38 protein-coding genes are annotated in these 25701 nt (G+C 48.8%); 32 read left to right on the plus strand and 6 right to left on the minus strand.

Annotated features, from left to right (window positions below; genetic code table 11):
* The 29 genes from P7F88_RS24975 to P7F88_RS25115 form a co-directional block, all read left to right on the plus strand.
* Nucleotides 1-2091 (plus strand): terminase gpA endonuclease subunit (locus P7F88_RS24975; RefSeq protein WP_277829279.1); only part of this gene is annotated, 2091 nt, incomplete at its 5' end.
* Entirely contained in the window at nt 2081-2329 is a 249-nt protein-coding gene (locus tag P7F88_RS24980) for a hypothetical protein (RefSeq protein WP_277829280.1), read from the plus strand. The genes P7F88_RS24975 and P7F88_RS24980, both read left to right, overlap by 11 nt.
* Nucleotides 2326-3825, plus strand: coding sequence for a phage portal protein (locus P7F88_RS24985; protein ID WP_277829281.1), 1500 nt, complete (start codon nt 2326-2328; stop codon nt 3823-3825). Before P7F88_RS24980 ends, P7F88_RS24985 begins: the two co-directional genes overlap by 4 nt.
* Entirely contained in the window at nt 3767-5863 is a 2097-nt protein-coding gene (locus P7F88_RS24990; protein ID WP_277829282.1) for a Clp protease ClpP, read from the plus strand. The genes P7F88_RS24985 and P7F88_RS24990 overlap by 59 nt, the downstream gene beginning before the upstream one ends.
* 84 nt (nt 5864-5947) lie before the next feature.
* On the plus strand, nt 5948-6241 hold the full coding sequence (locus P7F88_RS24995) for a DUF2190 family protein (protein ID WP_277829283.1): 294 nt from the start codon (nt 5948-5950) through the stop codon (nt 6239-6241).
* Nucleotides 6241-6528, plus strand: a complete 288-nt coding sequence (locus P7F88_RS25000; protein ID WP_277829284.1) for a hypothetical protein — start codon at nt 6241-6243, stop codon at nt 6526-6528. The genes P7F88_RS24995 and P7F88_RS25000 overlap by 1 nt, the downstream gene beginning before the upstream one ends.
* Nucleotides 6521-7081 carry a hypothetical protein gene (locus tag P7F88_RS25005; protein ID WP_277829285.1) on the plus strand — a complete coding sequence of 187 codons (561 nt, stop codon included), beginning with the start codon at nt 6521-6523 and terminating at the stop codon, nt 7079-7081. Before P7F88_RS25000 ends, P7F88_RS25005 begins: the two co-directional genes overlap by 8 nt.
* Nucleotides 7056-7610 (plus strand): hypothetical protein, encoded by a 555-nt coding sequence (locus P7F88_RS25010; protein WP_277829286.1) that lies wholly within the window; start codon nt 7056-7058, stop codon nt 7608-7610. The genes P7F88_RS25005 and P7F88_RS25010 overlap by 26 nt, the downstream gene beginning before the upstream one ends.
* A 4-nt stretch (nt 7611-7614) precedes the next feature.
* Nucleotides 7615-8280 (plus strand): hypothetical protein, encoded by a 666-nt coding sequence (locus P7F88_RS25015; protein WP_277829287.1) that lies wholly within the window; start codon nt 7615-7617, stop codon nt 8278-8280.
* A gap of 32 nt (nt 8281-8312) precedes the next feature.
* Nucleotides 8313-8486, plus strand: a complete 174-nt coding sequence (locus P7F88_RS25020; RefSeq protein ID WP_277829288.1) for a hypothetical protein — start codon at nt 8313-8315, stop codon at nt 8484-8486.
* 98 nt (nt 8487-8584) lie between these two features.
* Nucleotides 8585-8914, plus strand: a complete 330-nt coding sequence (locus P7F88_RS25025) for a GPW/gp25 family protein (RefSeq protein ID WP_277829289.1) — start codon at nt 8585-8587, stop codon at nt 8912-8914.
* Nucleotides 8911-9768 (plus strand): baseplate J/gp47 family protein, encoded by an 858-nt coding sequence (locus P7F88_RS25030; RefSeq protein WP_277829290.1) that lies wholly within the window; start codon nt 8911-8913, stop codon nt 9766-9768. Before P7F88_RS25025 ends, P7F88_RS25030 begins: the two co-directional genes overlap by 4 nt.
* A 108-nt stretch (nt 9769-9876) precedes the next feature.
* Nucleotides 9877-10410 carry a phage tail protein I gene (locus tag P7F88_RS25035; RefSeq protein WP_277829291.1) on the plus strand — a complete coding sequence of 178 codons (534 nt, stop codon included), beginning with the start codon at nt 9877-9879 and terminating at the stop codon, nt 10408-10410.
* Nucleotides 10407-11933, plus strand: a complete 1527-nt coding sequence (locus tag P7F88_RS25040; protein WP_277829292.1) for a phage tail-collar fiber domain-containing protein — start codon at nt 10407-10409, stop codon at nt 11931-11933. Before P7F88_RS25035 ends, P7F88_RS25040 begins: the two co-directional genes overlap by 4 nt.
* A gap of 11 nt (nt 11934-11944) precedes the next feature.
* Nucleotides 11945-12289, plus strand: coding sequence for a hypothetical protein (locus P7F88_RS25045; protein ID WP_277829293.1), 345 nt, complete (start codon nt 11945-11947; stop codon nt 12287-12289).
* Entirely contained in the window at nt 12286-12897 is a 612-nt protein-coding gene (locus P7F88_RS25050; protein ID WP_277829294.1) for a DUF4376 domain-containing protein, read from the plus strand. Before P7F88_RS25045 ends, P7F88_RS25050 begins: the two co-directional genes overlap by 4 nt.
* Complete coding sequence (locus P7F88_RS25055; RefSeq protein ID WP_277829295.1) at nt 12890-13180, plus strand: hypothetical protein; 291 nt, start codon at nt 12890-12892, stop codon at nt 13178-13180. Before P7F88_RS25050 ends, P7F88_RS25055 begins: the two co-directional genes overlap by 8 nt.
* Before the next feature lie 174 nt (nt 13181-13354).
* Entirely contained in the window at nt 13355-13585 is a 231-nt protein-coding gene (locus P7F88_RS25060) for a hypothetical protein (protein ID WP_277829296.1), read from the plus strand.
* Nucleotides 13585-14757 carry a phage tail sheath protein gene (locus P7F88_RS25065; protein ID WP_277829297.1) on the plus strand — a complete coding sequence of 391 codons (1173 nt, stop codon included), beginning with the start codon at nt 13585-13587 and terminating at the stop codon, nt 14755-14757. Before P7F88_RS25060 ends, P7F88_RS25065 begins: the two co-directional genes overlap by 1 nt.
* Entirely contained in the window at nt 14757-15239 is a 483-nt protein-coding gene (locus tag P7F88_RS25070) for a phage major tail tube protein (protein WP_277829298.1), read from the plus strand. Before P7F88_RS25065 ends, P7F88_RS25070 begins: the two co-directional genes overlap by 1 nt.
* Before the next feature lie 178 nt (nt 15240-15417).
* A complete protein-coding gene (locus P7F88_RS25075; RefSeq protein ID WP_277829299.1) occupies nt 15418-15981 on the plus strand; it encodes a phage tail assembly protein in 564 nt (187 codons plus the stop codon).
* A 127-nt stretch (nt 15982-16108) separates the two neighbouring features.
* On the plus strand, nt 16109-18523 hold the full coding sequence (locus P7F88_RS25080) for a phage tail tape measure protein (protein ID WP_277829300.1): 2415 nt from the start codon (nt 16109-16111) through the stop codon (nt 18521-18523).
* 158 nt (nt 18524-18681) lie between these two features.
* Nucleotides 18682-18912 (plus strand): hypothetical protein, encoded by a 231-nt coding sequence (locus P7F88_RS25085; RefSeq protein ID WP_277829301.1) that lies wholly within the window; start codon nt 18682-18684, stop codon nt 18910-18912.
* On the plus strand, nt 18887-19096 hold the full coding sequence (locus tag P7F88_RS25090; protein ID WP_277829302.1) for a hypothetical protein: 210 nt from the start codon (nt 18887-18889) through the stop codon (nt 19094-19096). Before P7F88_RS25085 ends, P7F88_RS25090 begins: the two co-directional genes overlap by 26 nt.
* Nucleotides 19087-20043 carry a contractile injection system protein, VgrG/Pvc8 family gene (locus P7F88_RS25095; RefSeq protein WP_277829303.1) on the plus strand — a complete coding sequence of 319 codons (957 nt, stop codon included), beginning with the start codon at nt 19087-19089 and terminating at the stop codon, nt 20041-20043. The genes P7F88_RS25090 and P7F88_RS25095 overlap by 10 nt, the downstream gene beginning before the upstream one ends.
* A gap of 4 nt (nt 20044-20047) precedes the next feature.
* Nucleotides 20048-20596 (plus strand): N-acetylmuramoyl-L-alanine amidase, encoded by a 549-nt coding sequence (locus P7F88_RS25100; RefSeq protein WP_277829304.1) that lies wholly within the window; start codon nt 20048-20050, stop codon nt 20594-20596.
* Complete coding sequence (locus tag P7F88_RS25105; RefSeq protein WP_277829305.1) at nt 20586-20765, plus strand: hypothetical protein; 180 nt, start codon at nt 20586-20588, stop codon at nt 20763-20765. Before P7F88_RS25100 ends, P7F88_RS25105 begins: the two co-directional genes overlap by 11 nt.
* Nucleotides 20765-21193 (plus strand): hypothetical protein, encoded by a 429-nt coding sequence (locus P7F88_RS25110; protein ID WP_277829306.1) that lies wholly within the window; start codon nt 20765-20767, stop codon nt 21191-21193. The genes P7F88_RS25105 and P7F88_RS25110 overlap by 1 nt, the downstream gene beginning before the upstream one ends.
* Nucleotides 21194-21197: 4 nt before the next feature.
* Nucleotides 21198-21341: a hypothetical protein gene (locus P7F88_RS25115; protein WP_277829307.1), complete on the plus strand. Its 144-nt coding sequence runs from the start codon at nt 21198-21200 to the stop codon at nt 21339-21341.
* Between the two features lie 132 nt (nt 21342-21473).
* Here the strand turns inward: P7F88_RS25115 and P7F88_RS25120 are convergent, their stop codons facing one another.
* The 5 genes from P7F88_RS25120 to P7F88_RS25140 form a co-directional block, all read right to left on the minus strand.
* A complete protein-coding gene (locus tag P7F88_RS25120) occupies nt 21474-22031 on the minus strand; it encodes a recombinase family protein (RefSeq protein WP_277829308.1) in 558 nt (185 codons plus the stop codon).
* On the minus strand, nt 22028-22264 hold the full coding sequence (locus P7F88_RS25125) for a hypothetical protein (protein ID WP_277829309.1): 237 nt from the start codon (nt 22262-22264) through the stop codon (nt 22028-22030). The genes P7F88_RS25120 and P7F88_RS25125 overlap by 4 nt, the downstream gene beginning before the upstream one ends.
* A 10-nt stretch (nt 22265-22274) precedes the next feature.
* Nucleotides 22275-22631, minus strand: a complete 357-nt coding sequence (locus tag P7F88_RS25130) for a Lar family restriction alleviation protein (protein WP_277829310.1) — start codon at nt 22629-22631, stop codon at nt 22275-22277.
* Between the two features lies 1 nt (nt 22632).
* Nucleotides 22633-22884 (minus strand): hypothetical protein, encoded by a 252-nt coding sequence (locus P7F88_RS25135; RefSeq protein ID WP_277829311.1) that lies wholly within the window; start codon nt 22882-22884, stop codon nt 22633-22635.
* Nucleotides 22885-23004: 120 nt separating this feature from the next.
* Nucleotides 23005-23268, minus strand: coding sequence for a hypothetical protein (locus tag P7F88_RS25140; protein WP_277829312.1), 264 nt, complete (start codon nt 23266-23268; stop codon nt 23005-23007).
* A gap of 223 nt (nt 23269-23491) precedes the next feature.
* On the opposite strand from P7F88_RS25140, the gene P7F88_RS25145 reads away from it, so the two are divergent.
* From P7F88_RS25145 to P7F88_RS25155, 3 genes are all read left to right on the plus strand, one after another.
* Complete coding sequence (locus tag P7F88_RS25145; RefSeq protein ID WP_277829313.1) at nt 23492-24268, plus strand: ParA family protein; 777 nt, start codon at nt 23492-23494, stop codon at nt 24266-24268.
* 18 nt (nt 24269-24286) lie between these two features.
* On the plus strand, nt 24287-24583 hold the full coding sequence (locus P7F88_RS25150) for a hypothetical protein (RefSeq protein ID WP_277829314.1): 297 nt from the start codon (nt 24287-24289) through the stop codon (nt 24581-24583).
* 208 nt (nt 24584-24791) lie between these two features.
* Nucleotides 24792-25028: a hypothetical protein gene (locus tag P7F88_RS25155; protein ID WP_277829315.1), complete on the plus strand. Its 237-nt coding sequence runs from the start codon at nt 24792-24794 to the stop codon at nt 25026-25028.
* A 56-nt stretch (nt 25029-25084) separates the two neighbouring features.
* On the opposite strand, the gene P7F88_RS25160 is transcribed toward P7F88_RS25155, so the two are convergent.
* On the minus strand, nt 25085-25600 hold the full coding sequence (locus tag P7F88_RS25160) for a hypothetical protein (protein ID WP_277829316.1): 516 nt from the start codon (nt 25598-25600) through the stop codon (nt 25085-25087).
* Between the last annotated feature and the right edge of the window lie 101 nt (nt 25601-25701).

A 25701-nucleotide genomic window follows, 5' to 3' on the forward strand; every position in this document is an offset into this window, starting at 1 on the left:
GTATCTAGCATCGTCAAGGATGTGCTTGAGTCGATGCAACTGGAGAACATCGATGCGGTGGAATCGGCCGACAAATATCTCTACATCTCCGAAGATGGTGGGGTCGTGAAGTTTAAAGCCGACATCATTCCTTACATGATTAAGCCGATTTTGTACTCCTTCAGCCGTTTGTATCGTGAGCTGATTGTTTGCGCGCCAGCGCGTTCGGGGAAATCAAAATCATTGGTTGAGGCCGTCATCGCTTATCGGGCGTGGCAATTGCCATCCAACATTTTAGCGGTGTTCCCCACCCAAACAGGTGCGCGGAAGTATTCGAAAACCGAACTAGACCGGATGATTAACGCCACCGAGTTCTTAAGGCGACTCAAAACCAGCCGAGCGCAAGATCTTGGTATTGAGCAAAAGAACCTCAAGAACGGCACTCAGATATATACCGACTCCGCCACGGCCGAAGCGCTGGCGGTTCGGGGTTATGGTTTGGTTATTTTCACCGACTATGACCGCTCCTCAGACGATGGTACAGGCTCAGGCGACTCGGAGGCGTCGAAGTTCTCGCGAGGCTCTGCCCGTACCAAGTCAGACCGCTCATCAGGAACGTGCATTGCGGAGGGCTCGCCCTCTCGCATGCCTTACAAGAAACAGGACAATCTTGGAGAGCACGAATTGCCCCGATGTGAGGGTGTGGCCGGACTGTACAACGAAGGGACAAGGCATTGGTATTACTGGCAATGTCCGGAGTGCGGTCAGTGGATGAAATGCCATTTTGGTTTGATGAAGTGGACAAAAGGCCAGCCCGAAAGCGCGCATTGTGAATGCCCTCATTGTGAGGCTAAGTTCACCATGAAAGACCGCTATGACCTCAATCTCAATGGCGACTACTTCCAAGAGGGCGAAATTGACAAGTCCGGAAACCGGACAGGTAAAAAGCCGAAACCGCCTCAAAAAATGAACCGGGTTTCTTTCCACTTTTCCGGGGTGAATTCTTATTGGAACGATTGGGTTGAGATGGTTGCCGCGTTCGAATCCGGACATCAGCGCTATGACAAAACCGGGGATGATGGTGAGTTACAGGTGTTCTGGAACACCGACGAGGGGATTCCCTTTATTCCACCTGAGCGCGACTCGGATTTGACTATCGACAAACTCAAAGCCAGACATCATGAATATTTGCTCCCGAAAGGAGTGGCACCGAGTGACACGCGCTGCGTGATTGCTTGTGTCGATGTGCAGGGCGGCAAGTTCGCGCGGTTTGTGGTGAATGTGTTTGCGGTCAATGACCGGATGCAGTGGCAACCGATTGATGAGTTTGAGATCACGCACAACCCTGACCGGGTAGAAGCGGGAGAGCCTCAGAAAGTCAAACCCGAAACCTACGATGAGGATTGGCGGGTGCTGATTGATAGGGTGATGAACAAAGAGTATGAGATTCAGGGGCTCGCGGATAAGACCATTATCCCGGCTTACGTGATGTGTGACTCTGGTGGCTCTGCGGATAAAGACGCGGACACGAAAGGAAACACCACGTTTAACGCCTATGAGTTCCATCGCTACCTTGTGGAAATCGGCCTTGATTATCGCTTTCGTTTGGTGAAAGGGAACCCAAGGGCGTTTAAGGGGGATAACACCGACAAATTCACCCGGCTCACTTATCCGGTTTCCGACAACCAAGAACACGATTTTGCTGCGGACGGAGATGTCCCGCTCTTGCAGCTCAACTCAAACAAGCTCAAGCGGCTGGTGTATAGCTGCTTAACCAAAGAATCCGATTCAGATTATCGTTATTTCCGTCGCCCGGTGTGGGCGGATGAGGCGTATTTCTCAGGGCTACTGGCCGAAGAAATGGACGATAAAGGCGTCTGGCATTTTGATGGCTCAGGAAACGAGCCGTTTGACCTTGCCGCCTATCTGCAAGCGTGTCTTTGGGAGCGTGGCGTGACCACCATTAACTTTGATGGTGATGAGCCCGATTGGTGTCGGCCGCTTCATCTTAATGTGAACGTCGCGGACAAGGGGTCGCACTCTCTTTATCTCGAAGAGGAGGACGACTATTACGAATACGATTCCGGAGGATACATTCCTGATGCTTTCTGACAAAGACAAGGCCGAGCTTGAAGAGGCGAAAGCGCGCCTGAAGCAGCTCAGAGACGCTGAAACTGAGATTCTCATTAAGGGGCAAGAGGTCGAGGGCGAGGAGAACACCAAGCTCAAGCGCGGCAACCTTGCCACCATTCAAAAAACCATCTTGGTGGTGAAAGACGAGATTGAAGAAATTGAAAGTCGGGACATTGATTCGCCTGACTGTGTCGTCTCTGAGGTAAGGTTCGGATGAATGTGATTGAAAAGGCCATCGGCCTGATATCGCCTAGCTGGGGCGCGTCCAGAGCGGAGAATCGTTATCTGATGAATCAGTATGACGGTTTAACGCCTAATCAGGGCGTAGCGGTAAAGCGTGACAGCAATGAAATGGACAAGCTGACCGCCAGCTCTCAAAAGCCACTGGCGGAGGCGGCTCGTTATTACGAGAAGAATGACCCGCTATTTGCCGCTTCGGTGGATGAGGTGGTCAAAAACACCATTGGCACCGGATTGAAAATTCATCCTCAACCCAAAAATGCGGACGGCACCATCAACAAGCCGTTCGCCAAGCAGCTCAAGCGCCTCATCAAAAAACATGATCGTCACTTTGAGATGGACGGCCGAACCACACGCGGTGAGGCTGAACAGCTTGCGATGCGGCACATGTTTCGAGACGGTGAGGTGTTTGCTCACATGGTCTCAATGGGTGGTCATGACTATCTCGGCTCGGTGCCGTTTGGGGTACAGCTTATCCCCTTTGAGTGCATTGACCCGACGATGACGATTGAGTCTCAGGGCATTGTCAACGGCATCAAATACGGCAAGTGGAACCGCCCGGAGTCGTACATGTTTAAGGCCAACCCGAAAGGAACGGCCAAACCTGTACCCCTTCCGGCTGAGAACATCATTCATCTGAGACTTACCAAGCAAATCCGACAGGGGCGCGGACACTCGGCCATCGCGCCAGCGCTGAGAACGATTCGAGATGTGGACGCCTATTTTGAGTCCATCAAAATCAAATTCTTGGCGGCGGCTAAGATGTCGGTGGTGCATAAGCGGGGCAGAGAAAAAGACAATAATCAGCGCAAAAAAGATCAGAACCCAAGGGATTTTAAGTTGGGTTATGGCGGCAACAAAATCACCATCGATAAAGATGATGAGCTCACCATTTTGGAGAGCAAGAACGGAGCGCCAGAGGTTAAAGCGCTCAGTGATTTGTTTGCGAAAAAAATCACCTCCGCGCTTGGCGTCTCCAACTCCTCCACCACAGCCGAATACATCAAATCGTTTACTGCTCAGCGTCAGGAGTTGCTAGATAGATGGGCGGGGTATGTGGTGCTCAGGAACAAAGTGGCCGAGGGGTTAACGCGGCCTTGCTACGAGAAGCTCGTCGGCATCTCAGTGTTAACCGGGGCGTTAAAAATCCCAAGCGAGCTTGACCGGGACACGCTTTATGATGCGGACATCACCGGGGCGGCTCAGCCTTGGATTGATCCGCTCAAAGAGGCGAACTCGCTCAAGGTGCTCAATGCGATGGGCGCGAAATCACTCACACGGATTCTGGCAGAGAGAAACGTCGATGTAGAGGCCGAGCTCAACGCCTACCACGAAGAGCAAAAAATGATGAAACAGCTTGGCTTGTCTTTTAACAAGTCAGGCGATTTGGTGGATGAAAATAAGGAGTCAAACGATGACGATGAAAGCGCCTCAACCGGGGCTGATGGCGTCAAAGACAAAGCCGACGAATAAGGGCGTTTTCAAGCTGGTTAACGCGGCCGACACGGAGCCCCTGACGATTTATCTGTATGGGTATATCGGCTGGTACAACTCAGACGGAATTGATCTCAAGGCCGCTTTAATCGGGCATGAAGAACGCGACTTGATTGTCCGTTTTCATACCGATGGCGGTGACGTAGATGAGGGGTTGATGATTCATAACCTGCTGAAAGACCACAAAGGTCATGTCACCGGGATTGTGGACGGCTCTTGTTATTCCATTGCGGTGCCAATCTTGTGTGCCTGTGACACGGTTTACGTGCGCGAAACCTCTACGCTCATGATTCATCAGGCGTGGGGTTACTTTGAGGGCAACGTGCAAGCCGCTGAGCAATGGATTGAGCGAACGCAAAAAGCGGACTTAATTTTGGCTCAGACCATCGCCAGCAAGTGCGGAAAACCTGTCGAGGATGTTCAAAGCGACATGCTCACGGATTTCTTTTTGACCGGACAAGAGGCGATTGAATACGGCCTTGCTGACGGGTTTTATTCGGAATCCGGACTCAATAACGCTTCAGTGAAATTTAAGCCGCTTTCCAACTGCCTGAAAGAGTCCGGACAAATGGACTCCAGCGCAAAAATCATTGTTGATTTGAAAAATCAGCTTAACGACGACAGTTCGCAAACCGAACCCGGCGACGAGGTGTCGGAAGTTGAACCGGGCTCTGGTGAGCCAAACACAAACGAGCCAGCCAGCTCAACCAACTTAGATAATTCAGAAGGTGAAAACATGGGTGATAAAACCACTCCAACCAAAATCGAGCTACAAAACCAATTTCGAAAAGATGAGAAAACCCGCATTGCTGGCTTGAACGCTGCGGCCAAACCTTTTCTAGATCATCCGGGCGTTCGTGAAAAGCTGAACGCGGCCAAAGATGACCCGGAAACCTCCATTGATGCGTTTAACTCAGCGCTGCTCACCATGCTTGGGACGGACACGGACGCCTCAGTCTCTACCAATGTTGATGGTGGTAAATCAAACCGCGATCATCTGGTCAACTATGTCCAGTTCCGTCTTGGCGCGGCCAAGCTGGACGCAGACAACGTTTACGGCGATGCGTCGAGCATGTTTGAAGCGCTGAAAGCGCACCACAAAAACGAAGGTTATGACCCGATTCGAAGTCAAACCAAGCTGCTTAACAGCGCGTTTGATAACGACAAAACTAACCTGGGGGACATCTTTGAAACTGCGACGCAAATGGTCATTGATAACGAAATGGCGAAACAGCGCAACTGGCATAGTGAGTTTGTTGAGCGTCGTCCAATGTCCATCGGCACGGCCAACAAGATCTTTAAAATGAAAGATGTGGCCGCGCCATCGGAGAAAACAGAGCACGGTGAAGTGAGACACGTTCGCTTGGAAGGCACCAAAGAGGTGTGCTCAATCTCGCCTTTCGCTCTGAAACTGGAAATCACCAAAGAGGTAATTCTTGCCGACAACTTTGATTTTGTTCAGCGAAATGTGGCGAAACTGGTGGCGTCGGTGGCCGCTGAGCCTCAGCGTCTATTAATGCGTGGTCTGGAGTCTAACCGCAAATTGTTTGATGGTAACCCGCTTTTCATTGATGGCCTGAACGATTACTCAACGCTTGAATTGGACGCGGCTACATTGGCGAAAATGTCCGGGGATATGGGCGACATGCTAACGGCAGAAGGTGAGCCGCTGGAGCTTGAGCCGATTGGCATTTTGTCTAGCGTTCGTGAGTCTAAGCGCCTGAATGCGATCATGAAGTCAGACAAGATTGATAACAAACCAAACGAAGGTTACGAAGCGTATCCGAAAGCGGTGGGAACCGCGCGTCTTGCGAAGAAAGATACCGCGTTCGCCTTTGGTGGTGGTAATGGCTTTACGGGCATCATTGAGGGCTATGTGGCCGATGAGGACGGCGTTCAGATTGAGCGCTTGCCAACCGACAAGCTAAGCGGCATTTCAATGCAAATTTGGACGTACACGGCGATTTATTTTGCTGACCGTCGCGGCGTTCAGCGCTGGAAAAAGAAAGTAAGCTAACTTCAACTAGGGCGCAATGAGCGCCCTTTTTTATTCATCTGATTCAGAGAGAACAATATGCACAAATTGTATGACGGTAAGTCTATGACCCTAATTGCCCCCGCTGGCGGCGTAACAAAGGGAAAGCTCATCAAGTTTGGCGCGATGGTGGTATTGCCCGGCGAAACCAAAGCCGAAGGTGAATCCTTTACGGCCATCTATGACGGTATCTATGGCGGCTTGAAATTAGCTGCGGATGCAGCGCCTCAATACGCTGGCGATAAAGCGTACCTGAAGGGCACGGATGGCGAGCTCACCTCTGTCGCCTCTGGCAATACGCTTTGTGGCTTTTTCATTAAAACGGATGGTCAAGAGGCCATCATGCTCCAAGGCATCTAATGGATTTAGAAGAGTCTTTGGATGCGGCCTTTGGTCAATCGTGGATTCTTGGCGAGAAAGAGACGGACAGTGCCATTACTGTCCGTTACTTTTTCCGGGACAAAAAACACATCCTGAGAGGCCATGATGGGGAACTTGAGAAAGGCACCATTTTGACCAACCCGAAAGGGAAGGTGTTTGAAGTGGTGGACAGTTATCAGGTGACGACAGAGCGCTTTGAGCACGTTCTACAAGTTAAGGCCGAAATGAAATCCTCTCGAACGCAATGGAGCACTGCGGATGTATGACGTTTTAATCACCGAGCAAGAGACTGAGCTTTTGTCCGGTCAGCAAATCGAAAAAGCGGTTAAGGCGACATTGAAAAAAACGCAAACTTTTTTGACGCGGGAGTCTGTTAAGGCGCTAGGGGTTCGGATGAAAATCCGCAAAGCGCCTTTAAATAAACGCATTCGAAAATCCAGTGTTAAAGGGAATCGGGCGAGCGTCTGGTTTGGTGTTCTGCCGATTCCGGTTGATTCTCTTCGAAGCTTTTATCAAAACAAGCGAGGGGTTGTCTCTGGCCGGGAAGTGTATCCGGGGGCATTCGCTCAGAGAGTGAAGAACTCACCCATGCTGGTGTGGGAACGATGGGTTGAACGTCAAAAGGCCAGCCCAAGGAAAAAACGAAACCCAAACGGCCAGCGCGTTCTTGAATCCAAGCGACGCTTTAAATCAAAAATTCAAAGGGTGCTGGAGCCGATTGATATCGAAGCTCAGGACATCATTGATGAGCTGGAAAATGACACGCTCGAATTTTTCAAAAGGACATTAACGGATGAGCTTTTTAAACAGCGTCAGTGAATATCAGGAGGCGCTCAAAACGCTTCTGGATGACCATCTTGGCGAGCAAAGTGATAAGACCGATAAAGCAGAGGTGGTTTACCCCTCAGACATTCGAAGTCATGAGCCCAAAGAGCCGCAAGTCATCCTTGATAACCTGACCATCACGAAGGTGAAACGCTCAGGTGATGGCCGTCGGGAGGCACATCTTGCGGTGGATATTCTTGTCCGGGTGCCTACCAATATCGAAGCCCCTGAACTGATGGCCTCTGACATCGCGTTTTACATTTGCGCGCTGCTGGAGCGTCAGCGCTTTGGTTTTGATGCGAAGTCGATTGAAGTGCCAACGGACATCGAGGCGGACGGCTTGCCGTGGTCAACGCATGATGCGGGATATCACATCAGCTTTTCTCAAATCATCCGAGTCGGAGGAGTCGAACAAATCACGTTTGGTTTATCCGGGTTACGAATCACAAAGGTTAACCATGATGGGACGAAACAAGATCCTCGAATTATTGAGAGACGTGAAGAGGATATTTCGAGCGCTTAGAAATATGAATCGCCTTGGCACGGTGAAAGAGGTTGTCGGAAACCGGATTGTCGTGGACTACGGAAACGGAGGAGAGTCGCCCCTCATTCGCTGGAGCTCGTTGGCGGGTGAGTTTTCATCGTGGCGCGCGCCTAGTATTGGTGAGCAAGTCATCGTGATCAACTACGCGGCCGGAGACGATGAGACCTGTTGTTTGGCGCTTGTGGGGTTTTACTCGGATACGCACCCTTCAAAGAGTGAAGATGCAAGCACGGCTCACATGCGCTGGCTGGATTTCTTTGACGCCACGGTCAGTGATGATGGTGTCCTTAAGGTGATGCTCAAGAAAGAAATTATCTTTGATGCGGGGGAAAAGATTGTCATCAAGGCCGGACAGCAAATCGTGATGAATGCAGGTCAGGCCATCAACGTCTCAACCAATGCATACACCCGAACCGCGAGCACGGCCACCACGAAAGGTGAGCAGACTCAGACCGGAAAGGTCAGCATTAAAGGCGCGCTCGATGTCAGTCAGTCCGTTAAAACGCCAGCCATCACAAGTTATGCACCGGGCGCGTTCTCGATGGACGCCAATGGCGCAACCATCAGCGCGGCCAAGATTAACTCATGCACGGTGAACGGAAAGGCCGTTGACGGGCATGACCACGACAACACGGCCGACCCATTTTAAATAACGCGCTCAGCGCAATCGAGTGAGGTTTTATGAAATTACATGAAGCATCGCACGGACAGAGGGTCAAGCTCACGGCTGAGCAACTGCCAGCGCTTGTGATTGGTCATTTGCTCAATTCGGACTGTGTGGTTTTACAGCTCGACGGAAAGAAAGCTCTCACCAATCGCCACAAAACCACTGACATCGAAGTGATTGCAAATTAAAAGCCGCTATTCCGCTGAAGCGCATTCATTTGCAATCAATCATTCGGTTTTCTTCCTGGGAAACTTCCCGTCTTTGCAATCAATCAAGAGATTTACTCATGCCAATTGGTATCTGTCCGGAAACCGGGCGCACTATCTCAGGCTTTGAGCAAGCCTGTGCTTGTGCTGTGAGGGCGCTATCTACGCCACTCGGCACTATGGAGAAAAATCGACAAGCTGGCTCGTTAGTCCCGGATACGCTGGACAAACCCGCGAACCCCAAGAATCGCATGATTCTGATCAATCGCATTTTTCGAACGTTCAAAAACCCTCACAACATGATATCGGACATTAAGCCCCTGAAAGTGAACGCTGAGATTGTTGGCGCTGGCTATCGGGTCGGGATTGATGTCGAGTACAAAGGCGAAAGGCGCACGGTAACACTATGACAACTCCTGAAATTTTACAGGCCGAACCTGTCGAATCCATCAAAAAACGCTTTATTGAGCAAGCATTCATTCCACAGGCAATCCAAGACGTCGGAGAAGTGAAAGCGAATCTCATGGCCGAGGGGCTGCAAAGTACCAATGAAACAGCATGTGTTCTCTTGAATGCGGTGGCGCTATTTCGAAATCAAGAAACTCGAAACGACAACTACAAAGGTTTGCAATTCTTTGCGGAAACCGTGACCGAGTCGGACATGGTTGACTTGATTTGTTCTCGTAACGAGATTGTGCGTCAGGTGATTCAAGAGGCAGACCCAAACGCCAATCCACCAAAGCCGGAGATTCTGGAGAGTGACAAGTCGATGCTGCTTCGTAATTCACTCGCTCCTTTTGGTCTGGCTACCACAGGGACGCGCGAGGGCTATCGCTTTCATGCGCTCACAGTGGGGGAGCGGCCTTTGATTAGCGTAACGTCTGAATCCGAAAACGTGGTTGTGGTGCGTTATGAGTTTCGCCCTACTGACGGCATTGAGCGCCCGAAATCGGCCGAGCCTCGAATGGTGGAGCCAAACTCAGGAAAAGTGGAATTAAAGATTCTTTCTCGAACCGGGAATGGTCAGGCTTCCCCGGAGCTCATTCAACTAGTGCGTGATTACCTGACCCGAACAGACATCGCGCAAGAAACCGATGAGCTGTCGGTCAGTGGAGGGGAGATTATTGAGTATGAAATCGATCTTGCTCTAACGGAAATTCCCAAGCCTAACCAACTGATAGACCGGGAAGGGCTCAACAAGCGCCTCGCAGAGTACGCAGAAGAACAGCACATTCTTGGGGGGAAATTCAGCGCAATGAGTTGATTCACATCGCCAAGAGTTACAACGCGCACGGGGTTGTTGTCCGGAAACCGGAGTCAGACATTGTGTGCGAGTGGAGGCAAGCGCCTCATTGCATAGGGATGAGTGTAGATGTCTCAGTTAAAAAATAGTGATTTTGAAACCCTTCTTCCGGATTACCGAACAAGTTACGAGCGCGCCTATGAAGAGGGGATAAAGGAAATTGTCAAGAGTGATGATTTCTTTGATTGGTTGATTGACCCTATGAAAACCAAAACGGAATTGCTCGACATCTTGGCAAAGGAGGCCGGGGTCATTGATTGGTATGACTCCGATCTTGACATCGACAAGCGACGCTCTATCCGGGATGCGCCTAGCATTCATAAAAAGAAAGGCACCATTAAGGGCATTCAAGAGGGTTTGGAGGCGCTGGGTTGCAGAGCAACGGTAACCCGAAACGAGAAGTACTCCCTTCATATACACAACCTAGTCACAGACAAGCAACTTACTCTCGATCTCCACGAGCGATTGTATGAGCGCATCAATAGCAGCAAATCATTGAGAGATGTGTTTGAGCTGGTGATAGGGCGTTTATGGCTAGGGCAGATTTACAAATCCGCTCAGGTGGTTACCGGGCGGCACATCATGATAAAGGCGGCTGAATGAGCAACATATTAACGCGAGACGTTCGTTGCTATCTGACCAATGCGGGGCGAGCGGCTGAGCTCAATGCCATTGGTAGTGATGCAGAAATTAGAATAGTCAAAATGGTCATTGACGGCCATTTGGTTCCAGACGATGGCGACCCGAAAGCTGTTGATACAGTTAAAACTCCGATAAGCGTCCCGTATGACGCAATGGTGAGCGTGGACGAAGCGACAGGGACACTTAAGCTCATTGCGGATATCCCGGCCAATCATGGCGGGTTTGTCATCAACGGGGTGGCGTGGGTGTTGGAAGATGGCACGGTGTACGCCTATTCAAGAGCTATGTCCGATGTCAAACCGAGTGCGGATTCCGGACAGGCGTCAGCGGTGCGCTATGAGTGTGAGATTGTGACGCAAAATGCCAGTGTCATTACTCATACTTATGATGCCTCTCAATTGTATGCGACGCATTTTGAGTTAGCTGAGAAGGTAAGCAAAACCGGAAATGAAATCATTAACGGCATTAAGCAGTTTGCTGGGAATCTGGTTGCTTTAGGTCGTCTTTGGTTTCATGGTGGGAACGGGCAGGAACTCGGTTTCGGTGGCACTCACGATAACCCGCACCACGTTATTGAAGCTAATGCGGGTGGTGGTAACGTTGCTATTCGAGCTGGTCACAGGGTGTCGGCTGCGCCTGACTTTGAGCTGATTGCAACTGAGGCGGGTAGACCTTGGGCTATCAATATTTCTAATGATTCGCCAAATGGAGGATTCGCGTTTCAAGTTGCAAGCGATGTAGCAGCCGTCAATGACGTTCTTACGATGGAGACTGTCTTTGCTCTGGAGCCCGATTCCGCCACGTTTAACTATCCTGTTCATGCACCAGCGCCAACACAAGCCTCGCACTTAACTCGTAGAGATTGGGTTGAGGAAAACTTTGTTGATAAAGAATCCACTCAAGATATTTCCGGGAACAAAAAATTCAAAAGCCAAAGTCTTGAATTATCAAGCCATTGGTTTAATGACTTGTATAACGGTACAAATAAGAACTACATACATTTGTATCCTAATGGAGGTCATGAAACCGCAGTATATACCGAGTTTAGATATTGGAATGGGACAACCCATAAACAGGCTATTGTGGTTGATGGTGAGGAAGACTCGGTATCGATTCAAAGCCCTCGCGCTCTGGACGCTCAATCGGATGCAAATATTGCGCTTACTCGTAGAGATTATGTGAATGATAACTTTCTGAGTAAGTTGGGAGGCACGTTAACGGGCGCTCTAAGGCTTATTGCCGATAACACCAAGTTGCTTGCACTCAGGAAAAAAATGATTCGGGTTATGTCGGATGGGCTCTGGAAGATGCGTCTGGAATTGCACGATACTTATTTAACATGGCTTCGGGTATCGATGGTCAGTTCTCAATTCAGGCAAGAGGGCAGGACGGACAATACAAGGCCACCGCGCTCACTATTAATAACTCAAGTAATCAAGTTTCGTTTCCTGCGGCACCGCCTAGCTCACCAAATCCGCCGCTAATAGAGCATCACATGCCAAACAAAGCCTATGTCGATGCTCACACTGAGATTCAACAAATCTCTGGCGCTAATGGTGTCGCCCATATATTTAATGACGGAACAGTGCTGATTACAGGGCATGGGACAGCAGCAGCGGTATCAGGTAGTCCCGTAGCGATACCTTTGCCAGTTACAATAAAATCTTTCGACCAGACGAAGGGTGATATGGCAATAGCCAGTCATGTAGGAACGGATACTAACGCAACCAACATTATTACAGACGTAACGTCTTTGGGGCGAACAGATTATATATTTTTCAAAACCGCTTATGGGTCGAATGTCGGCGTTAGTTTTATTATGAGAGCGAGGTTAGCATGATTGTTGATAATGAGTTACGACGATATTTTGAGCATCACCCTATTAATAAAGAGCTTGAAGCGGGGGTAATTCAAGGCAGCTTTTTTGAGTATCACGAAGACGGAGCGTTGCCTGACGGTTTGTTTGAAATAACGGATGAACATGATTATGCAGTGAGCCAGAGCGCACCAGAAGGAAAGCAATGGGTGTTTGATGAAGAAACACAGCAGCCTGTTTTGGTGTCGGTTGTTTATGACATAGATGAAGTTCGCCAAGCGAAACATGCAGCTATTAATTTGTGGCGTGACGCTGAATACAACAGTGAGTCAGCTACGGTCACAGTGGATGACATTCCATACGACGCAGACCCCGCCTCACTATCTCTCATTGAGGGGTACGTGACGGCAGGTTATGCCCCTGATTACTGGATTGATGCAAATAACGACGAAGTCCGACCGTTTACGCTGGATGTGCTCAAGGCTGTTCATGTGAAAATAATGAGTCATAAGAATGCTATTCACGCTCGCCAGCACACCATGAAAGCGGAAATAGCAGCACTTAACACCGTTGAAGAAATTCAGACTTATGCAATCGGGTGGCCTGAAGGTGAAGGGAGTAACAATGAATAAAAATGAAACGTACGAAGATATGAGAGTGCCGCTTAATTCAAGCGTGTTCTCCATCCGCCCATCAAAAATACTAAGAGAGAAATGGTTTATTGAAATTGATGGAATGCGTTACATGCTTGAGCCAGAGCAGGACTTAACACCTATCGAATTATACAACATTCAAGAGTGGAAAGAGCTCGCTCGGCAACATGCTTGCAATGTAAATAGTACTGTTATTGAGCAGCTTTTAGAGCTGGCGAAAGAGCTAGGCATTATTCGTCATTTTAAGCAGGAGAAACTTTAGATGAAAAGAGACTTTGCGATATTTGGCGTGTTTTTCGTTACTGGTTTTGTTTTGGTTCAGTTGCTTATTTAAGGGGTGAATATCATTGAAATTGTAACCGCATCATCCGCACCCGTCGAAACTCTACAAGACCGCTGTTCAGGCGGTTTTTTTATACCCAAAAAAGGTGATTTCATGGCAACAAAAAAGCCAACTCAAGGGAGCAAGCAATCAAAGCCCCTTACGCTCAATCAGAGACACGCGCTCAAAGAAACAAAATCCAGTCCGGAAACCGACGATTACGAGGTTGTCATTGAATGCAATCTACATGATGAATGGCAGAAGGTCGGAAAGATACTTCCATTAACTTCCGCTCAGGCGTACTTGTTTGAGCAACAGGGCAAACTTAAAAAGGTGACTAAATAATGGTTGGTAAGTTCTCAAACTTCATTAAACACGGCCTGACTTTCAATAAGACCGCGCCGCCTGAGCCAATTGCAACCGGGGCTCAACAAATCGGCTTGCTTATAGGTACAGCGCCAAACAAAGACCCTTCGGTAAAATATGATGAGCCTGTTCGTCTGCGCTCTCCTGATGACGTCGTTTTGCTTGATACTACCGAGAACCCTCAAGGCTCGCTGTTCTATCCGGCCAAGTATGTGCTTGAGCACTCCAGACGGGTGCTTTATGCCATCGTGGTTGAAGATGAAGCGGTTAAAACGGGCGAAGAGTACAAAACAGAAATGCTCAAACGAATCATTGGTGGTAAGGATGCCAGCACAGGTAAGTTAACGGGATTATCAGCCGTGAAAAACTGCCCGGACGCGCCAACGATTATCGGTTCGACCATGTATGAAAACGAGATCACGCTCATCAATACGCTTGGTACGCTGGCGGTAGATACATCCGCGCTGGCGTGTGTGGGACTACCAAACACCAACACGGCCGAGGCGATCACTTTTGTGGATAATTTTGGTGATGCTCATGAGCACGTTATCGGGGCGGACGTTTCGATTGAGCGATGGGGTGTACCTATTTGCTCAAGTGCTTGGGCGATGTCGGTGGCCTTGTCGGTTGACCCTTGGGAATCTCCTTCAAATCAGCCTGTTGTGGCGGATTCAGTGGCGCGCCCAATCGGGCACCGTTACACCGATGAGCGCTCAGAATCGAATGAGCTTAACTCATACGGCATTTGTGTGCCTGTTCGCCCTAAACGCGGTGGCTTTGTGTTCTGGGGCAACCGAACCGTTACAGGGCATTGGATTTCATCAGTGGGTCTTGAGAATTGGGTTCAGCGCAAGCTTGAGGATGCGATGGAAACCGAAGCCGACAAGATGATGGACTTTGATTTCTTTAAGCAGGAAGTTGAGCGAATCAATAACTTCTTTTCGGATGCTCGCAAAGCTGGTGCGCTGATTGATGCCAGAGTGTACTTGCATCAACAAATGAACACAGCAAGCAGCTACGACTCCGGTCAATGGGCGCTGGCAATTGATTATGGTGAGTACATGCCAAATGAACACACGGTAATCTTTTTCAATAAAGACAATTCCATTACTAAAGAATATGTCGAAACGGTTGTAGGAGAGCTTTCATAATGGCTGGCGGACGCACTATTACGCATCAGAAATTCTTGATCGGCAAACTGACGATCTCTAATGAGATTGAGAAATTTACGGCGATTAAGTACAAGAAAAAAACAGGTGAGCTGAAAGGCTCATTCATCAAGCAAAAGAAAATGCTCGGATATGAAGCGCTGGACTGGGAAATCACTGGAAAAATGCTTGATGAGTCGCTTGCCACCGAGGTCGGCAAGGATGGCGAAAAAACCATTGCCACTTACATAGAGAAGGGCTATGACGAAAATGGCGACGACTATCGCATTGAGCACATCATGACGGGTGAGTGTGAAATCGATACGGGTGATGCTTCCAACGGGGAAGAAAAACAAGCCACCATCAAAGGGGTGACGGTGGTTCGCCATAAGCACACTGACACAGGCAAGACCATCACGGAGGTGGATATCCCCAACGGAGACTACTTCGTTAATGGCCGACGAATCGCCAACGCCATCAAATAACCAATGCACGAGCCAGCCCCTTTGATTGCATTTGTGTGAATACCGGCTTTCTGCAGAAAGTTAAAGTGCAATCAATTGGGCGGTTCTTAGCCTGGTAATTTTATTGCTTTTGCAATCACTCACAAGGAGAGGTCATTGGCCTCTCTTTTTTTATTTCTCGTTATCCGGAAACCGAACAATGAATAAAGAACTAGAACGAATCAAAGCCTCACTCCAGAAATCTGAAAAAGACTATCAAAAGAAAACTATCACTTTGCTTGAGTCGCTCGATGGCGTCAGCTCTGTGACCGTTCGAGCGCCAACGCTCAATGAAGACCTTGAGCTTAGTGATGCTGACGGCCAGCGTGATGAGGTCGCAATGGTGGCATTGGTGACAGGTTTGGAGGTTCGTCAGGTTGAGGAAATCGCCTCACCAGATTGGAACAACATTGTTGAGGCGTTGAATGCGTTTCTGTCTAAGACCTCGTATGAGCTTGCAGGGAAACAGTACAAACCGAAAGAGAAAAAAATCACGTTGCTTTTTACCGAGCAAGAGAAAGAAGTGTTGTTTTGTTTGCCTACGGTGGGGATCACTCGACGCGCTAAAAAGATTCAAGACGCCACCAAGCGCCTGAAATTTTATCTTGCTCAGATCACGGAGCTGTCTCCACAAGAAATTGAAGAAATGCCCCTTCCGGATTATCGAATGCTGGACGCAGTGGTGACTGATTTTTTGAACAGAACGGCGGATTACTTTCAGTAAAAGATTATGAGCTATTGGAAACCATTCTCCCGTTAGCCGGGTATGACATGAACCGAGTGGATGAATGGACGCCAAAGCAAGCAAAAGACCGCTACAAAACGGCACTCACAAAACTTGGGGCTGATTAATGGTTAATAAGGTTAATGTGAAGTTCAGAGCTGAGACGAAATCGGCTCAGGAGGACATTCAAAAGCTCTCCAGACAGCAACAAGCTTTTAAAGGAGAGCTGGTTAAGGTTCAGGGCAGAGCAAAGGAGTTTAACGCCACTCTGAGCGATGTCAGAGCTTATGAGCAATATCAAAAGCGGGTCGGCACCATCGGCGAAAAGCTGAAGACAAACAAGTCCCGAATTGATGAGCTCAACAAGGTTCAGAAAGAGCGTGGCCGATTGCTCAAGGGAGAGGCTAAAGAGCTCGAAGCCCTTAAGGGGAAAACGGCCACCCTTGTCACTGAGGAAAAATCCCTTAAAAACTCGCTGCAAGGCGTCTCAGAAAAGCTCAGAGCGTCAGGGGTGAACACCAATCGCCTCGAAGATGCCAAGGAAGCGCTGGCGCGTCGTGGGAGCCGATTAAACAAACAGCTTGAGCGAGAAAATGCATTACTTGACCGCTCAAACAAGCTCCAGAAACGCAAGGCCGAGCTCACCTCAAGGGCGGGTGAGGTTGCCAAGGTGGGCGCGGTGGGGACGTTGGCGGCGGCTGGCCTGTCTTACAAAGCCGCCTCTGATAACCAATATTCTTTTGCTGAGGTTCAAAAGACGCTGGAAGATGGCACGACGGCCAAGGATGCGAGAGCGATTCAGCTCGCCCTTGAAAAAGTCGCCATGAACACAGCCAACATGAACATTGAAGATGCGAACCGCTTGGCCGCTGGCGGCTCTGCGGGTGGCGTGAAAAATGCGGACTTGGTCAATTACGTCAAGAACACGGGCATGATTGCGGCTGCGTGGGACATGGGCGCGGACGAAACCGCTGAGACCACGATGGCAATTCAAAACTCGATGGCGCTGGACAGTGCCGGGATGATGCAACTTGCCAATGAGATAAACCTCGCCTCGAACTCATTCGGCACCACTGCGGATAAAGTGGTGCAGTCAGTGAAACGCTCAGGCTCGATGCTGGTCAATAACGGCTTTTCTCAACAACAAGCGGTAGGCATTGCCACGGCATTGAATACGCTTGGTGCCGCGCCAGAGGAAGCAGGCACCATCATGAAAAACATGGTGTTAAATATGACCGCTGGCGATACGGTTTCCGGACAGGCTGCGGATGCGTTCGACAAGATTGAGCTCGACCCGGTTGAGATGGCTGAGCGGATGCAAAAAGACGCGGCTGGCGCGCTCAGAGAAGTGTTTCAGCGCGTTCAGGGGCTCGATGAGGCGGACAGAATCACCACGTTAAAAGGGATATTCGGCTCCGAGGGGCTCGGCAAGGTTCAAGACTTAGCCAATCGCTCGGATTGGCTTGATGAGATTTATGCCAAGGTCGGCACCTCTCAGGGTAATGAGGTATCCGAGGAATATAAGATCATTGCTCAGACTCAGCGCGCCAAGGATGAAGAGTGGACGAACTCCATCAATCAGCTTGCCAGTGCGTTCGGAGAAACCTTGATGCCTGTTGTCGATACGGTTCGCCCGGTTCTGATTGAGGGCACTCAGGCGCTCACCTCATTTCTTCGTGAGAATAAAAATCTGGCCTCTGGTGCGGTGGTGGCCGCTGGTGCAGTAGGCGCGGTGGTGGCTGGCATGAAAGCCATCAAAATAGCCAAAGGTGCGAGAGACCTCATCGGCATGGCAAGAGAGGCGAGCGAACTCAGGAAAGTGAGCTCAGCCAGAAATAGCGCGTCACGGTCATCGGTGGGATTGGTGAGTCGTCTTAGAGCGCTTGATCGCCAGATGAGCATGACTGGCCGAGGGGGTGGGTTTTCCTCTGGTGGTCGCTCTCGCAAACCCGGAAACCGAACGCGGGGCGCGGGGTCGCTTTCGTCTGGTGGAAAGGGTGGCTTTGGAAAAATGGGAATGCTTGGCAAGGCGAAAGGCTTGGTCAGGCGGGTGCCTGTATTGGGCGCGGCACTTGGTGCGGCTGATATGGCGAGCGCGGCGATGGATGGCGATATCGCCAGCGTGGTCAAAAGCGGTGCCAGCACGATTGGCGGGACATTGGGCGCGGTGCTTGGCTCAGTGGTTCCCGGAGCTGGAACGCTCATCGGCGGGGTGCTTGGCTCGATGGCCGGGGATCTGGTTGGCCGTCTGGCGACAGCGTCCTCGTTTAACTTCTTCAATGGTGATGATGAGACCGAACAGGCGCTCTCAGGTGCTCCCCTCACCGACAAGGTGAAAGAGGTGGAGCAAGCGCAAGCACTCACCGCGCGCGCCTCTCAGCTTCCTCCCATCCACATTTCTCAGACCATTGACGGCTCTGGCAAGGATGCCGATCAGGTGGCTGTGTTGTCTGCGGAAGCCATCAAGCAAATCATCCTTAATGTTCTTGATGACAGGGACAGTCAATTCAACCGTGCGCAAACCTATGCTTTGGGGGCTTAATGCATTACGCAATTAACGACATTGTGGTGTCAGTGGCCGATGAGACGGGCGTCGATACCACGACAAGAAAATCATCCGGGCGGTTTACTGAATCGCCCAATATAGCCGGAGCCAGACAAGTGAAAGGGGCTCGCCCCCTTGACTCTTGGGTGATGGTTATGAGGGCGTTTCAAGAATCAGGAATGCAACTTGCGGACAGCATGAGAGCGTTGATTGATGACACGGTCACAATCACCGATTTTAACGGAAATGACCGGGGTGAATGGGTGGTTCAGAGCGTCGATGACAAGGGCTCAGAGCTCGATAACGAGGGCGTGAGTGGTCAATCTGACATCACCGTCACTTTTAAGGAGTACAGGCAAGATGAAAATCACAGCGTTGTATGGTGAGACCGTTGGCGATTTGCTCAATCGGGTGCTTGGTGATGACAACGACGAGCTTGAGGAGGCGTTTTACCAACTCAATCAGGGTCATTCTTCTCGCTTTCTGACTCAAGGCGCGATTTACACCCTTCCGGACAATCCGGAATCCGAACCAAGCGGAACAAATGAAGGGCTCGCGAGATGGCAATGATTGTGCGCTTTGAGGGCAATGGAGCGGATTTGATTCATGCGCGGTTGCTGACATGGGAGCTCACTGACGACAAAGGACGGAGCTCGGACATTCTTTCTGTCTCGCTGGATGCTGAAAGCATGGGGAATATTCCGGAGTCCGGGCGAGAGTTTGGTTTTTATATCGATGATGAATACCGGGGCAAATTTCAAATCGCGGACATTTCCGAGGACTATTGGCCTCCAGTAATCAACATTACTCTGACATCAGGGAAATTCACGGTAAATGATCCCACTGGATTGAAAGAGGCGAGAACCCGGACGTTTAAAAACACGACGTTCGGCGCAATCGTCAATGAGGTTATGACGCCTCACGGGTACATTGTCAAAGTTGAGCCCGATTTGTCTGCAAAGGTCATCACTCATGCCAATCAGGAGCAAGAGGAGGACGACGACTTTATCTCACGGTTAGCGGAGCGATACGACGCCATATCCAAGCCCGTTGACGGGTTGTATGTCGTGGCTAAGTCCGGAAACCGAAAGGCCATGTCCGGGCAAGACATCCCCCCGGCCACTATCCCGGAAGCCTCCATTATCAAAGGGAAACTCTCTCACCCTAGCAAGCGCGTTTTCAAGGGGGTCAAAGTGAAATGGTTTGATTCTGAAACCGCCAAAAGTGGTGAGGTGGTTATCGGCTCCGCGCCTTTTAAAGCGGTCAGGAACCAATACAAGAACGAAAGTGACGCGAGAGAAAAAGCCGATTCGGAGCTATACCGGGCAACCCGAAAAGGCCAATCACTCAATCTCACTGTTCAGGGGCAAAAAGGGATCTTTGCGGAGTCAATTATCAGCATCGACAACCCGCTCAATGAGCGGTTTTCGGGCGATTGGTCTACCGATACCGTTTTGCTTTCTGGAGATAAAACGAAATATTCCATCAACATACAGGCCACAAGGCCGAGGAACTAAAAGTATGAGAAAAATCGCGTTAATCGTGGGGCATGGTGCGGCCAAACAAGGCGCATCAAATGACAATGGTGTAACTGAGTATCTCTTTAATGACGAGCTCGCGCACATGATTGCCCCGATACTCATTCAGCGTGGCTTTGAGCCGCTGATTGTCTATCGCACGGGGAGCTATCGGGAATTGCCCAAGCAGGTCAATGATACGGGCGCGGATGTGGCGGTCTCTCTTCATTGTAATGCGTTCAATAAAAAGGCGTCCGGCTCTGAGGTGCTGCACTATATGAACTCTTCAAAGAGCGAGAAGCTGGCGCGCTGCATCAATATAAACGTGCTCGACGCGCTGGAGTTACCAGACAGAGGTTTGCGCCCGGTGAATGTTAAGCAAAAAGGCAAGGCGGGAGACCGGGGAGGTTATCTCTGTTTTAAAACGGCTATGCCGTGCGTGATTGTGGAGCCGTTTTTTATCGACAATGATTCCGACCTTGCCAGAGCAACGGAGTGCAAGTTTGCACTGGCTCAGGCTATTGCAAGAGGGGTGATTGAATATGCTGGATAAGATCAAGCAATCCCTTGGCAGTAAGAAAACAAAGGCGGCTATCTTTACCGCCTTTTTTGTTGGTCTTTATCAGGCATTACCCTCTCTTGAGCCTTATTTGCCTGATTGGGCTTTAACGGTCATTGCCGTGTTTGCCAAAGTGGGCGCGGTCATCTTTGGAGCGTTTTAATGTTTGTAATGTTGAAATCTATCAAGTTCTGGCTGGTTGCGGGGTTGGTTACAATTGCCTTGGCGGGGCTGGCCTATTTGTCTTATGACTACGGAGTGACATCCACCGAGGCCGATTGGCAAGCCAAAGAGCTCAAAGCCAAAGAACGCTATGACGCGGAAGTTAAGGCAATCGAAGCGGAGCGAGACAAGCAGCGAGACCGGGCGAATGGTGCCGAACAGCGCTATGAGAGCGAAAAGGGAAAGACAAAAACCAAGTTTGTCACGGTAAAGCAAGAGGTGATCAAGTATGTACAAAAAAATCCTGATTCTAAGTGCATCGTTAATGATGCTGAGTGGCTGCGCATCCGAGCCGCCAATATTAAAGCCAATCGAAAAGCGTCCGATTCTGGAGATGCCACCCGCGAGCCTGATGACTCCACCGGGTGAGTGGTTGTTTAAAGGGAGTTATGAATCCGATGCTGAAATACTGGCAGAAGATACAGCCAATGCGGAAATCTCGGCCGAGAACCGCGATAAGTTGCTAGGGCTTCAGAGCTGGATAAAAGTCCAGCTCGCCAAAGAGACTGAGCAATAATGCAATCAAAAGTGCGCTCCTCGAGCAGCTGAAGCTGCGCAAAGTGATGGCAAATTTGCGGTCGTTACCTGGTATTTTGTGTGATTTTGCAATCAGTCCGCTATCCGGACAAGGCCGCTCATTTTAGTGGCCTTATTTCCCCTCTATTCTGTAAGCGGTAGAGCGTCCGATGTTGAGTTCTTTTGCTGCTTTGGTGACGCTGAGGCCGCTCTCTCGAAGTCGCTTAAATTCGGACACGGTTTCATCTGATAAGCCCCTTCTCCCCGGCTTGCGCCCCTCGGCCGCTGCAATGGCCTGACCTTCCTTTCTTCTTTCCTCTATCAATCCCCTTTCCATTTTAGACACTGACGCGAGAATACTCAGCAAACCCTCCTGAGTGGCTGTCAGGCCGTCACCATTAAACTCAAACCCATCTTTGTGAAAGCGAATAGTGACGCCCTTGGCGAGCATCTCATTAACAAAATTGACCAAGTCATCCACACCAGAGCGACACACGCGGTCAATAGAATGAATGTGCAGTGTATCACCTTGGCGACAGTGCTTTTTACACGCCTCAAGCTCAGGGCGGTCAATCGTCTTAGCTGAGCATTTCTCCTCAAACACGGTGTCCAGTTCAACCCCGTCAAGCTGTCGCTCCGTGTTTTGAATGAGCGTGGATACACGAATGTATCCCACGTTCTGACCTTTCAAAGCGTCCCCTCCTTCGGATAAAAATCCACATCATCAATAACAGTGAATGTATTTCTAATTGCGCTAATAGTAATCGGATACTTAATGGCGAGTTCCTGAGCCTGACTTTCAGATATGATTAACTGTTTTACCCTTGGGTAATCATTAACATCATGGTTTTTCGCCGTTAGTGCTTCAACAAGGCGCATTGCCGCATGAAAATCAAACAGGTTGTTTTGTCGATGTGTTGTCATGTCTAGTGCTCTAATCGTGTAGTTTCTGTGGCATTGGTAAATAAGCCTCTGTATGAGTGCCGTTAGCCATGTAATAGCACCCGCTATCAACGTCTAGTTCAACATAGTCTATAAGCCATTCGCATCCATCCCAACAAAGAATCTCTTCTCCTTTTATTTCTATGTCTTCAGGGGTGTCTATGTATTCCACTTCCGGGGCTGTACGACGATTCCATATCTTTATCGCTTCGGGCTTTGTGCCCTTCTCGCCGCAGTGAGTTTCTGCGCTACAGTTATCATTTTTACATCTAACCCAAAAAACATCGGTATGGCAAAAGTCCGCAGGGCTGCCGCAGAACGGACATGGTAACAATGTATTTGCTGTCATCTTATTTCTCCTTTCCAATTTTCATCATGTCCCCAAAAGCATTTTGGAAGTTGGAAACTGTCCACTTAAGCTCTCGAAGCTCTCTTTGCAGCGTTTGAATTTCTACCCGGCGATCTTCTGCAAGTTTCGATTGTTCAATTGCAATATACCCGCCTTTGATTAGTGCCTTTGATGAGGCTTTTTCATTGGTGAGCTCAGTGAGTTTATCTAGCATTTTTTCAGTTTCTTCGGTGGTTCGGATTGTTAGCGCCATTTGTTCGGTTCCTTGTTTATGCAATCAAAAAAATTTGGCCAGAAATATCGAGAGAAAAATATGATTGCAAATCCAAGTCCGGAAAAGCCGGTATTCACTTAAAAATGCAATCAGTGGAAATTATGCCGACTTGTTATATCGGACTTTAAAGTCCTGAGCATCGCCACAAGTGCGAACGGGAGTAATATCGACAACGTTGTGAGCAATGCCAGTATTAACAAGATACGTTTCCACACAGGTGAATAGGTTATTGCTGCAAGCTATGTGCTCACCCTGTGTACATTTTCCAGCAAAGCCAAACTCGCCCTTATTTTCAAAAGTAGTAATAATCAATTCTTCTCTGTTATTTGTGGGCGCTGACGTGTGACTGTGTGTGTTGCTCATGTGTAACTCCATAGTGTTTTGAAAGAGACGGTTTAGCTGTGAGAGCGTCTCTTTATCTCCAAGATGATGAGAGAATGTCGTCTCTAAATTAGAATTGCAACAAAAAGAGACGTCTTTTTTCAATTGTCCCTTTTCTATAGTTTTAGGGACATTTCTCTTGATTTTATTTTTCTAAGGTATATTGTGTAATACATATGTAATACACAATGAGATAGGGGACGGCATGAACATAATTGCAATGGCTAATCAGAAAGGCGGGGTAGGAAAAACTACATCGGGCGTAAATCTCGCGGCAGAGCTTGCCAGAAAACACCGGGTGTTATTTTTAGATCTCGACCCTCAAGGAAATGCGACAGAGTTACTTTGTAATGGTGAAAAGGTCTTTGAGTTTGATGAGACCATCGCGTCTTTGTTCGATAAGCCCAAAGTAACCTGTTTGGATGATGTGATTCGTCCTGCGATGGTTGAAGAGGATGAGATTGAAAACTTGTTTGTGGTTCCTGCGGATTTTCAGCTCTCCAGAGTAATTGAGACCTCGCTTACAAAAATTAATCGCGAGCGGATACTTGAAAAGCATCTTGCAAAGATGAAATTTGAGGCTGATTTTGTTGTGTTGGATACGCCCCCAAACTTGTCATTAACCACGCTGAACGCGATTCAGGCGTCTGAGTTGGTTGTCGTGGCCGTTGACTCTGGAAAGTTTTCTCTGAATGGTGTGCCTCCTCTTCTGGAGGCAATTGAGGAAATCAAAGATGAAAGTGACGGTTACAGGATTTTGCGTAACGAGGTGGACTCCAGAGAAAAACTCATTAATAACTTTGTTGGCAATCAGTTGAAAGCCATACCTGACGACAGAGTGTTTGAGACTATCATTCGTCGTGATTCAAACGTCGGAAAAGCAAATGCGCTTTCTCGTCCTGTCCGCTTTTATCAGCCCGGTTCAGTCGTAATCAATGACTACCGGAAAGCAGCCAAAGAAATCATTAATTACTTTATGTAATACATAGGTAATACACATATGAAGAGTTTAGAAAATGCAACGAGTGCTTTGTCATTGGGTCGCAGCTCAAAGGGCAAGAAAGACAAGAAGAAAATCACCACTGTTACACAAAAGCCAGACAGCTCTTACAAAGTGGCTCCGCTTACCGCAAGAATGTCCGCAAGAGAAAAAGCAGAAATGGCGGAATGGGTAAAGGAGCTGCAAGAAATGACCGGGCGCAATGTAACCACGGCAAAAGTTATCAGAGCATTGATCGCAATACGTGATGATATTTCGGACGAGGATATTATCTCTAAAATCAACGAAATGAATTAGGTATTACATATGTAATACATGGTGCGCTCAATGGGGTGTATTACACATGTAATACATAGGCGAGCGCGGTGTTATCAATCTCTCACAACAAACAAAAATGGAGTTGCAATATGGTATTTAACGAAGCATCAAAAAAGTTGCTTTCACAATTTAATATCAAGCTTGGCAATAGGAAAAAACAAAAACCGGAAACCGAACAGGAGAAATAATGAGAACGATGTTTACAAGATCAGAATTAGTTCAACACTTAAAAGCAAGAGCAGAGCTTGCAGATTTAGAGGCTGGAGCATTACAAAGTAAAGGTGCGAGTGCCAATGCTCAAAAATCTTTCGCCCATAGAGATGCTTACCTAAACCTATTAGCTGTCATTGATATGGATGATAGTGATGTGTTGGAACAGGCCACAAGTCGAATAAACAATCAAATTTCCGAACTAAAGCGTTAAGCGGGTAGCAAAAAAAGAGGTCAAAACGGCCTCTTTTTTATGCTCATGAGTCTGGCTTATACGATGTAAATCTCTTTCACCTTTTCTCTGAGCGGCTCCAGCATCTTGACGGCCGCTCTCATGATGTCTTCCGTTATCTCCAGCTCTGCAAAAAGCAAGATAGTAATTGCCAGTGTGTCGAGGTTCTCGCCAATACGGAAACCGAACACGTTCTCATGAGTGTGGTGCTTGCCTTTGTTTCGGCCTATGTGATTGGTGATGCGGTTTTGGCTCCAATCATAAAGCACGGACAGATAAACGCTTTCAATCAGTGAGGCAATGTGCAAATCGACCTCTGCGTCAGACATGCCACCATTGATATAAGCGTCTCGCATTTGTTCTTGAAACTCACTGACAAAAGCGATCTCTGTTTGCAGGATGGTTTTGTGTTTGTAGTCGCCAAGTAGCCCCTGTTCGGAGGAGGATAGCAAGCTCACCGCGTTATCCTTAAACCCAAACAGCGATAGATATTTCTCTATCGCCTCCATAACAGTGCATGTATCTCTCTTAATTTCGGTTGTATCGTTATTCATGTATTTTTTCTCGTAAAGTGATTGCAAATCAAAAGCCGGTATTCCGCTGAAGAAATTAGATTTGCAATCAAAAGCAATAAAAGTTCCCAGGAAGAAAAGCG

The organism is Vibrio hannami, from assembly GCF_029589055.1.
Classification (GTDB): Bacteria; Pseudomonadota; Gammaproteobacteria; order Enterobacterales; family Vibrionaceae; genus Vibrio; species Vibrio hannami.

Bases quoted from the DNA above. Each gene is read 5' to 3' on its own strand.
- P7F88_RS24980 (WP_277829280.1), top strand. From the start codon at position 2,081: ATGCTTTCTGACAAAGACAAGGCCGAGCTTGAAGAGGCGAAAGCGCGC.
- P7F88_RS24985 (WP_277829281.1), top strand. From the start codon at position 2,326: ATGAATGTGATTGAAAAGGCCATCGGCCTGATATCGCCTAGCTGGGGC.
- P7F88_RS24990 (WP_277829282.1), top strand. From the start codon at position 3,767: ATGACGATGAAAGCGCCTCAACCGGGGCTGATGGCGTCAAAGACAAAG.
- P7F88_RS24995 (WP_277829283.1), top strand. From the start codon at position 5,948: ATGACCCTAATTGCCCCCGCTGGCGGCGTAACAAAGGGAAAGCTCATC.
- P7F88_RS25000 (WP_277829284.1), top strand. From the start codon at position 6,241: ATGGATTTAGAAGAGTCTTTGGATGCGGCCTTTGGTCAATCGTGGATT.
- P7F88_RS25005 (WP_277829285.1), top strand. From the start codon at position 6,521: ATGTATGACGTTTTAATCACCGAGCAAGAGACTGAGCTTTTGTCCGGT.
- P7F88_RS25010 (WP_277829286.1), top strand. From the start codon at position 7,056: ATGAGCTTTTTAAACAGCGTCAGTGAATATCAGGAGGCGCTCAAAACG.
- P7F88_RS25015 (WP_277829287.1), top strand. From the start codon at position 7,615: ATGAATCGCCTTGGCACGGTGAAAGAGGTTGTCGGAAACCGGATTGTC.
- P7F88_RS25020 (WP_277829288.1), top strand. From the start codon at position 8,313: ATGAAATTACATGAAGCATCGCACGGACAGAGGGTCAAGCTCACGGCT.
- P7F88_RS25025 (WP_277829289.1), top strand. From the start codon at position 8,585: ATGCCAATTGGTATCTGTCCGGAAACCGGGCGCACTATCTCAGGCTTT.
- P7F88_RS25030 (WP_277829290.1), top strand. From the start codon at position 8,911: ATGACAACTCCTGAAATTTTACAGGCCGAACCTGTCGAATCCATCAAA.
- P7F88_RS25035 (WP_277829291.1), top strand. From the start codon at position 9,877: ATGTCTCAGTTAAAAAATAGTGATTTTGAAACCCTTCTTCCGGATTAC.
- P7F88_RS25040 (WP_277829292.1), top strand. From the start codon at position 10,407: ATGAGCAACATATTAACGCGAGACGTTCGTTGCTATCTGACCAATGCG.
- P7F88_RS25045 (WP_277829293.1), top strand. From the start codon at position 11,945: ATGCCAAACAAAGCCTATGTCGATGCTCACACTGAGATTCAACAAATC.
- P7F88_RS25050 (WP_277829294.1), top strand. From the start codon at position 12,286: ATGATTGTTGATAATGAGTTACGACGATATTTTGAGCATCACCCTATT.
- P7F88_RS25055 (WP_277829295.1), top strand. From the start codon at position 12,890: ATGAATAAAAATGAAACGTACGAAGATATGAGAGTGCCGCTTAATTCA.
- P7F88_RS25060 (WP_277829296.1), top strand. From the start codon at position 13,355: ATGGCAACAAAAAAGCCAACTCAAGGGAGCAAGCAATCAAAGCCCCTT.
- P7F88_RS25065 (WP_277829297.1), top strand. From the start codon at position 13,585: ATGGTTGGTAAGTTCTCAAACTTCATTAAACACGGCCTGACTTTCAAT.
- P7F88_RS25070 (WP_277829298.1), top strand. From the start codon at position 14,757: ATGGCTGGCGGACGCACTATTACGCATCAGAAATTCTTGATCGGCAAA.
- P7F88_RS25075 (WP_277829299.1), top strand. From the start codon at position 15,418: ATGAATAAAGAACTAGAACGAATCAAAGCCTCACTCCAGAAATCTGAA.
- P7F88_RS25080 (WP_277829300.1), top strand. From the start codon at position 16,109: ATGGTTAATAAGGTTAATGTGAAGTTCAGAGCTGAGACGAAATCGGCT.
- P7F88_RS25085 (WP_277829301.1), top strand. From the start codon at position 18,682: ATGAGGGCGTTTCAAGAATCAGGAATGCAACTTGCGGACAGCATGAGA.
- P7F88_RS25090 (WP_277829302.1), top strand. From the start codon at position 18,887: ATGAAAATCACAGCGTTGTATGGTGAGACCGTTGGCGATTTGCTCAAT.
- P7F88_RS25095 (WP_277829303.1), top strand. From the start codon at position 19,087: ATGGCAATGATTGTGCGCTTTGAGGGCAATGGAGCGGATTTGATTCAT.
- P7F88_RS25100 (WP_277829304.1), top strand. From the start codon at position 20,048: ATGAGAAAAATCGCGTTAATCGTGGGGCATGGTGCGGCCAAACAAGGC.
- P7F88_RS25105 (WP_277829305.1), top strand. From the start codon at position 20,586: ATGCTGGATAAGATCAAGCAATCCCTTGGCAGTAAGAAAACAAAGGCG.
- P7F88_RS25110 (WP_277829306.1), top strand. From the start codon at position 20,765: ATGTTTGTAATGTTGAAATCTATCAAGTTCTGGCTGGTTGCGGGGTTG.
- P7F88_RS25125 (WP_277829309.1), bottom strand. From the start codon at position 22,264: ATGACAACACATCGACAAAACAACCTGTTTGATTTTCATGCGGCAATG.
- P7F88_RS25130 (WP_277829310.1), bottom strand. From the start codon at position 22,631: ATGACAGCAAATACATTGTTACCATGTCCGTTCTGCGGCAGCCCTGCG.
- P7F88_RS25135 (WP_277829311.1), bottom strand. From the start codon at position 22,884: ATGGCGCTAACAATCCGAACCACCGAAGAAACTGAAAAAATGCTAGAT.
- P7F88_RS25140 (WP_277829312.1), bottom strand. From the start codon at position 23,268: ATGAGCAACACACACAGTCACACGTCAGCGCCCACAAATAACAGAGAA.
- P7F88_RS25145 (WP_277829313.1), top strand. From the start codon at position 23,492: ATGAACATAATTGCAATGGCTAATCAGAAAGGCGGGGTAGGAAAAACT.
- P7F88_RS25150 (WP_277829314.1), top strand. From the start codon at position 24,287: ATGAAGAGTTTAGAAAATGCAACGAGTGCTTTGTCATTGGGTCGCAGC.
- P7F88_RS25155 (WP_277829315.1), top strand. From the start codon at position 24,792: ATGAGAACGATGTTTACAAGATCAGAATTAGTTCAACACTTAAAAGCA.
- P7F88_RS25160 (WP_277829316.1), bottom strand. From the start codon at position 25,600: ATGAATAACGATACAACCGAAATTAAGAGAGATACATGCACTGTTATG.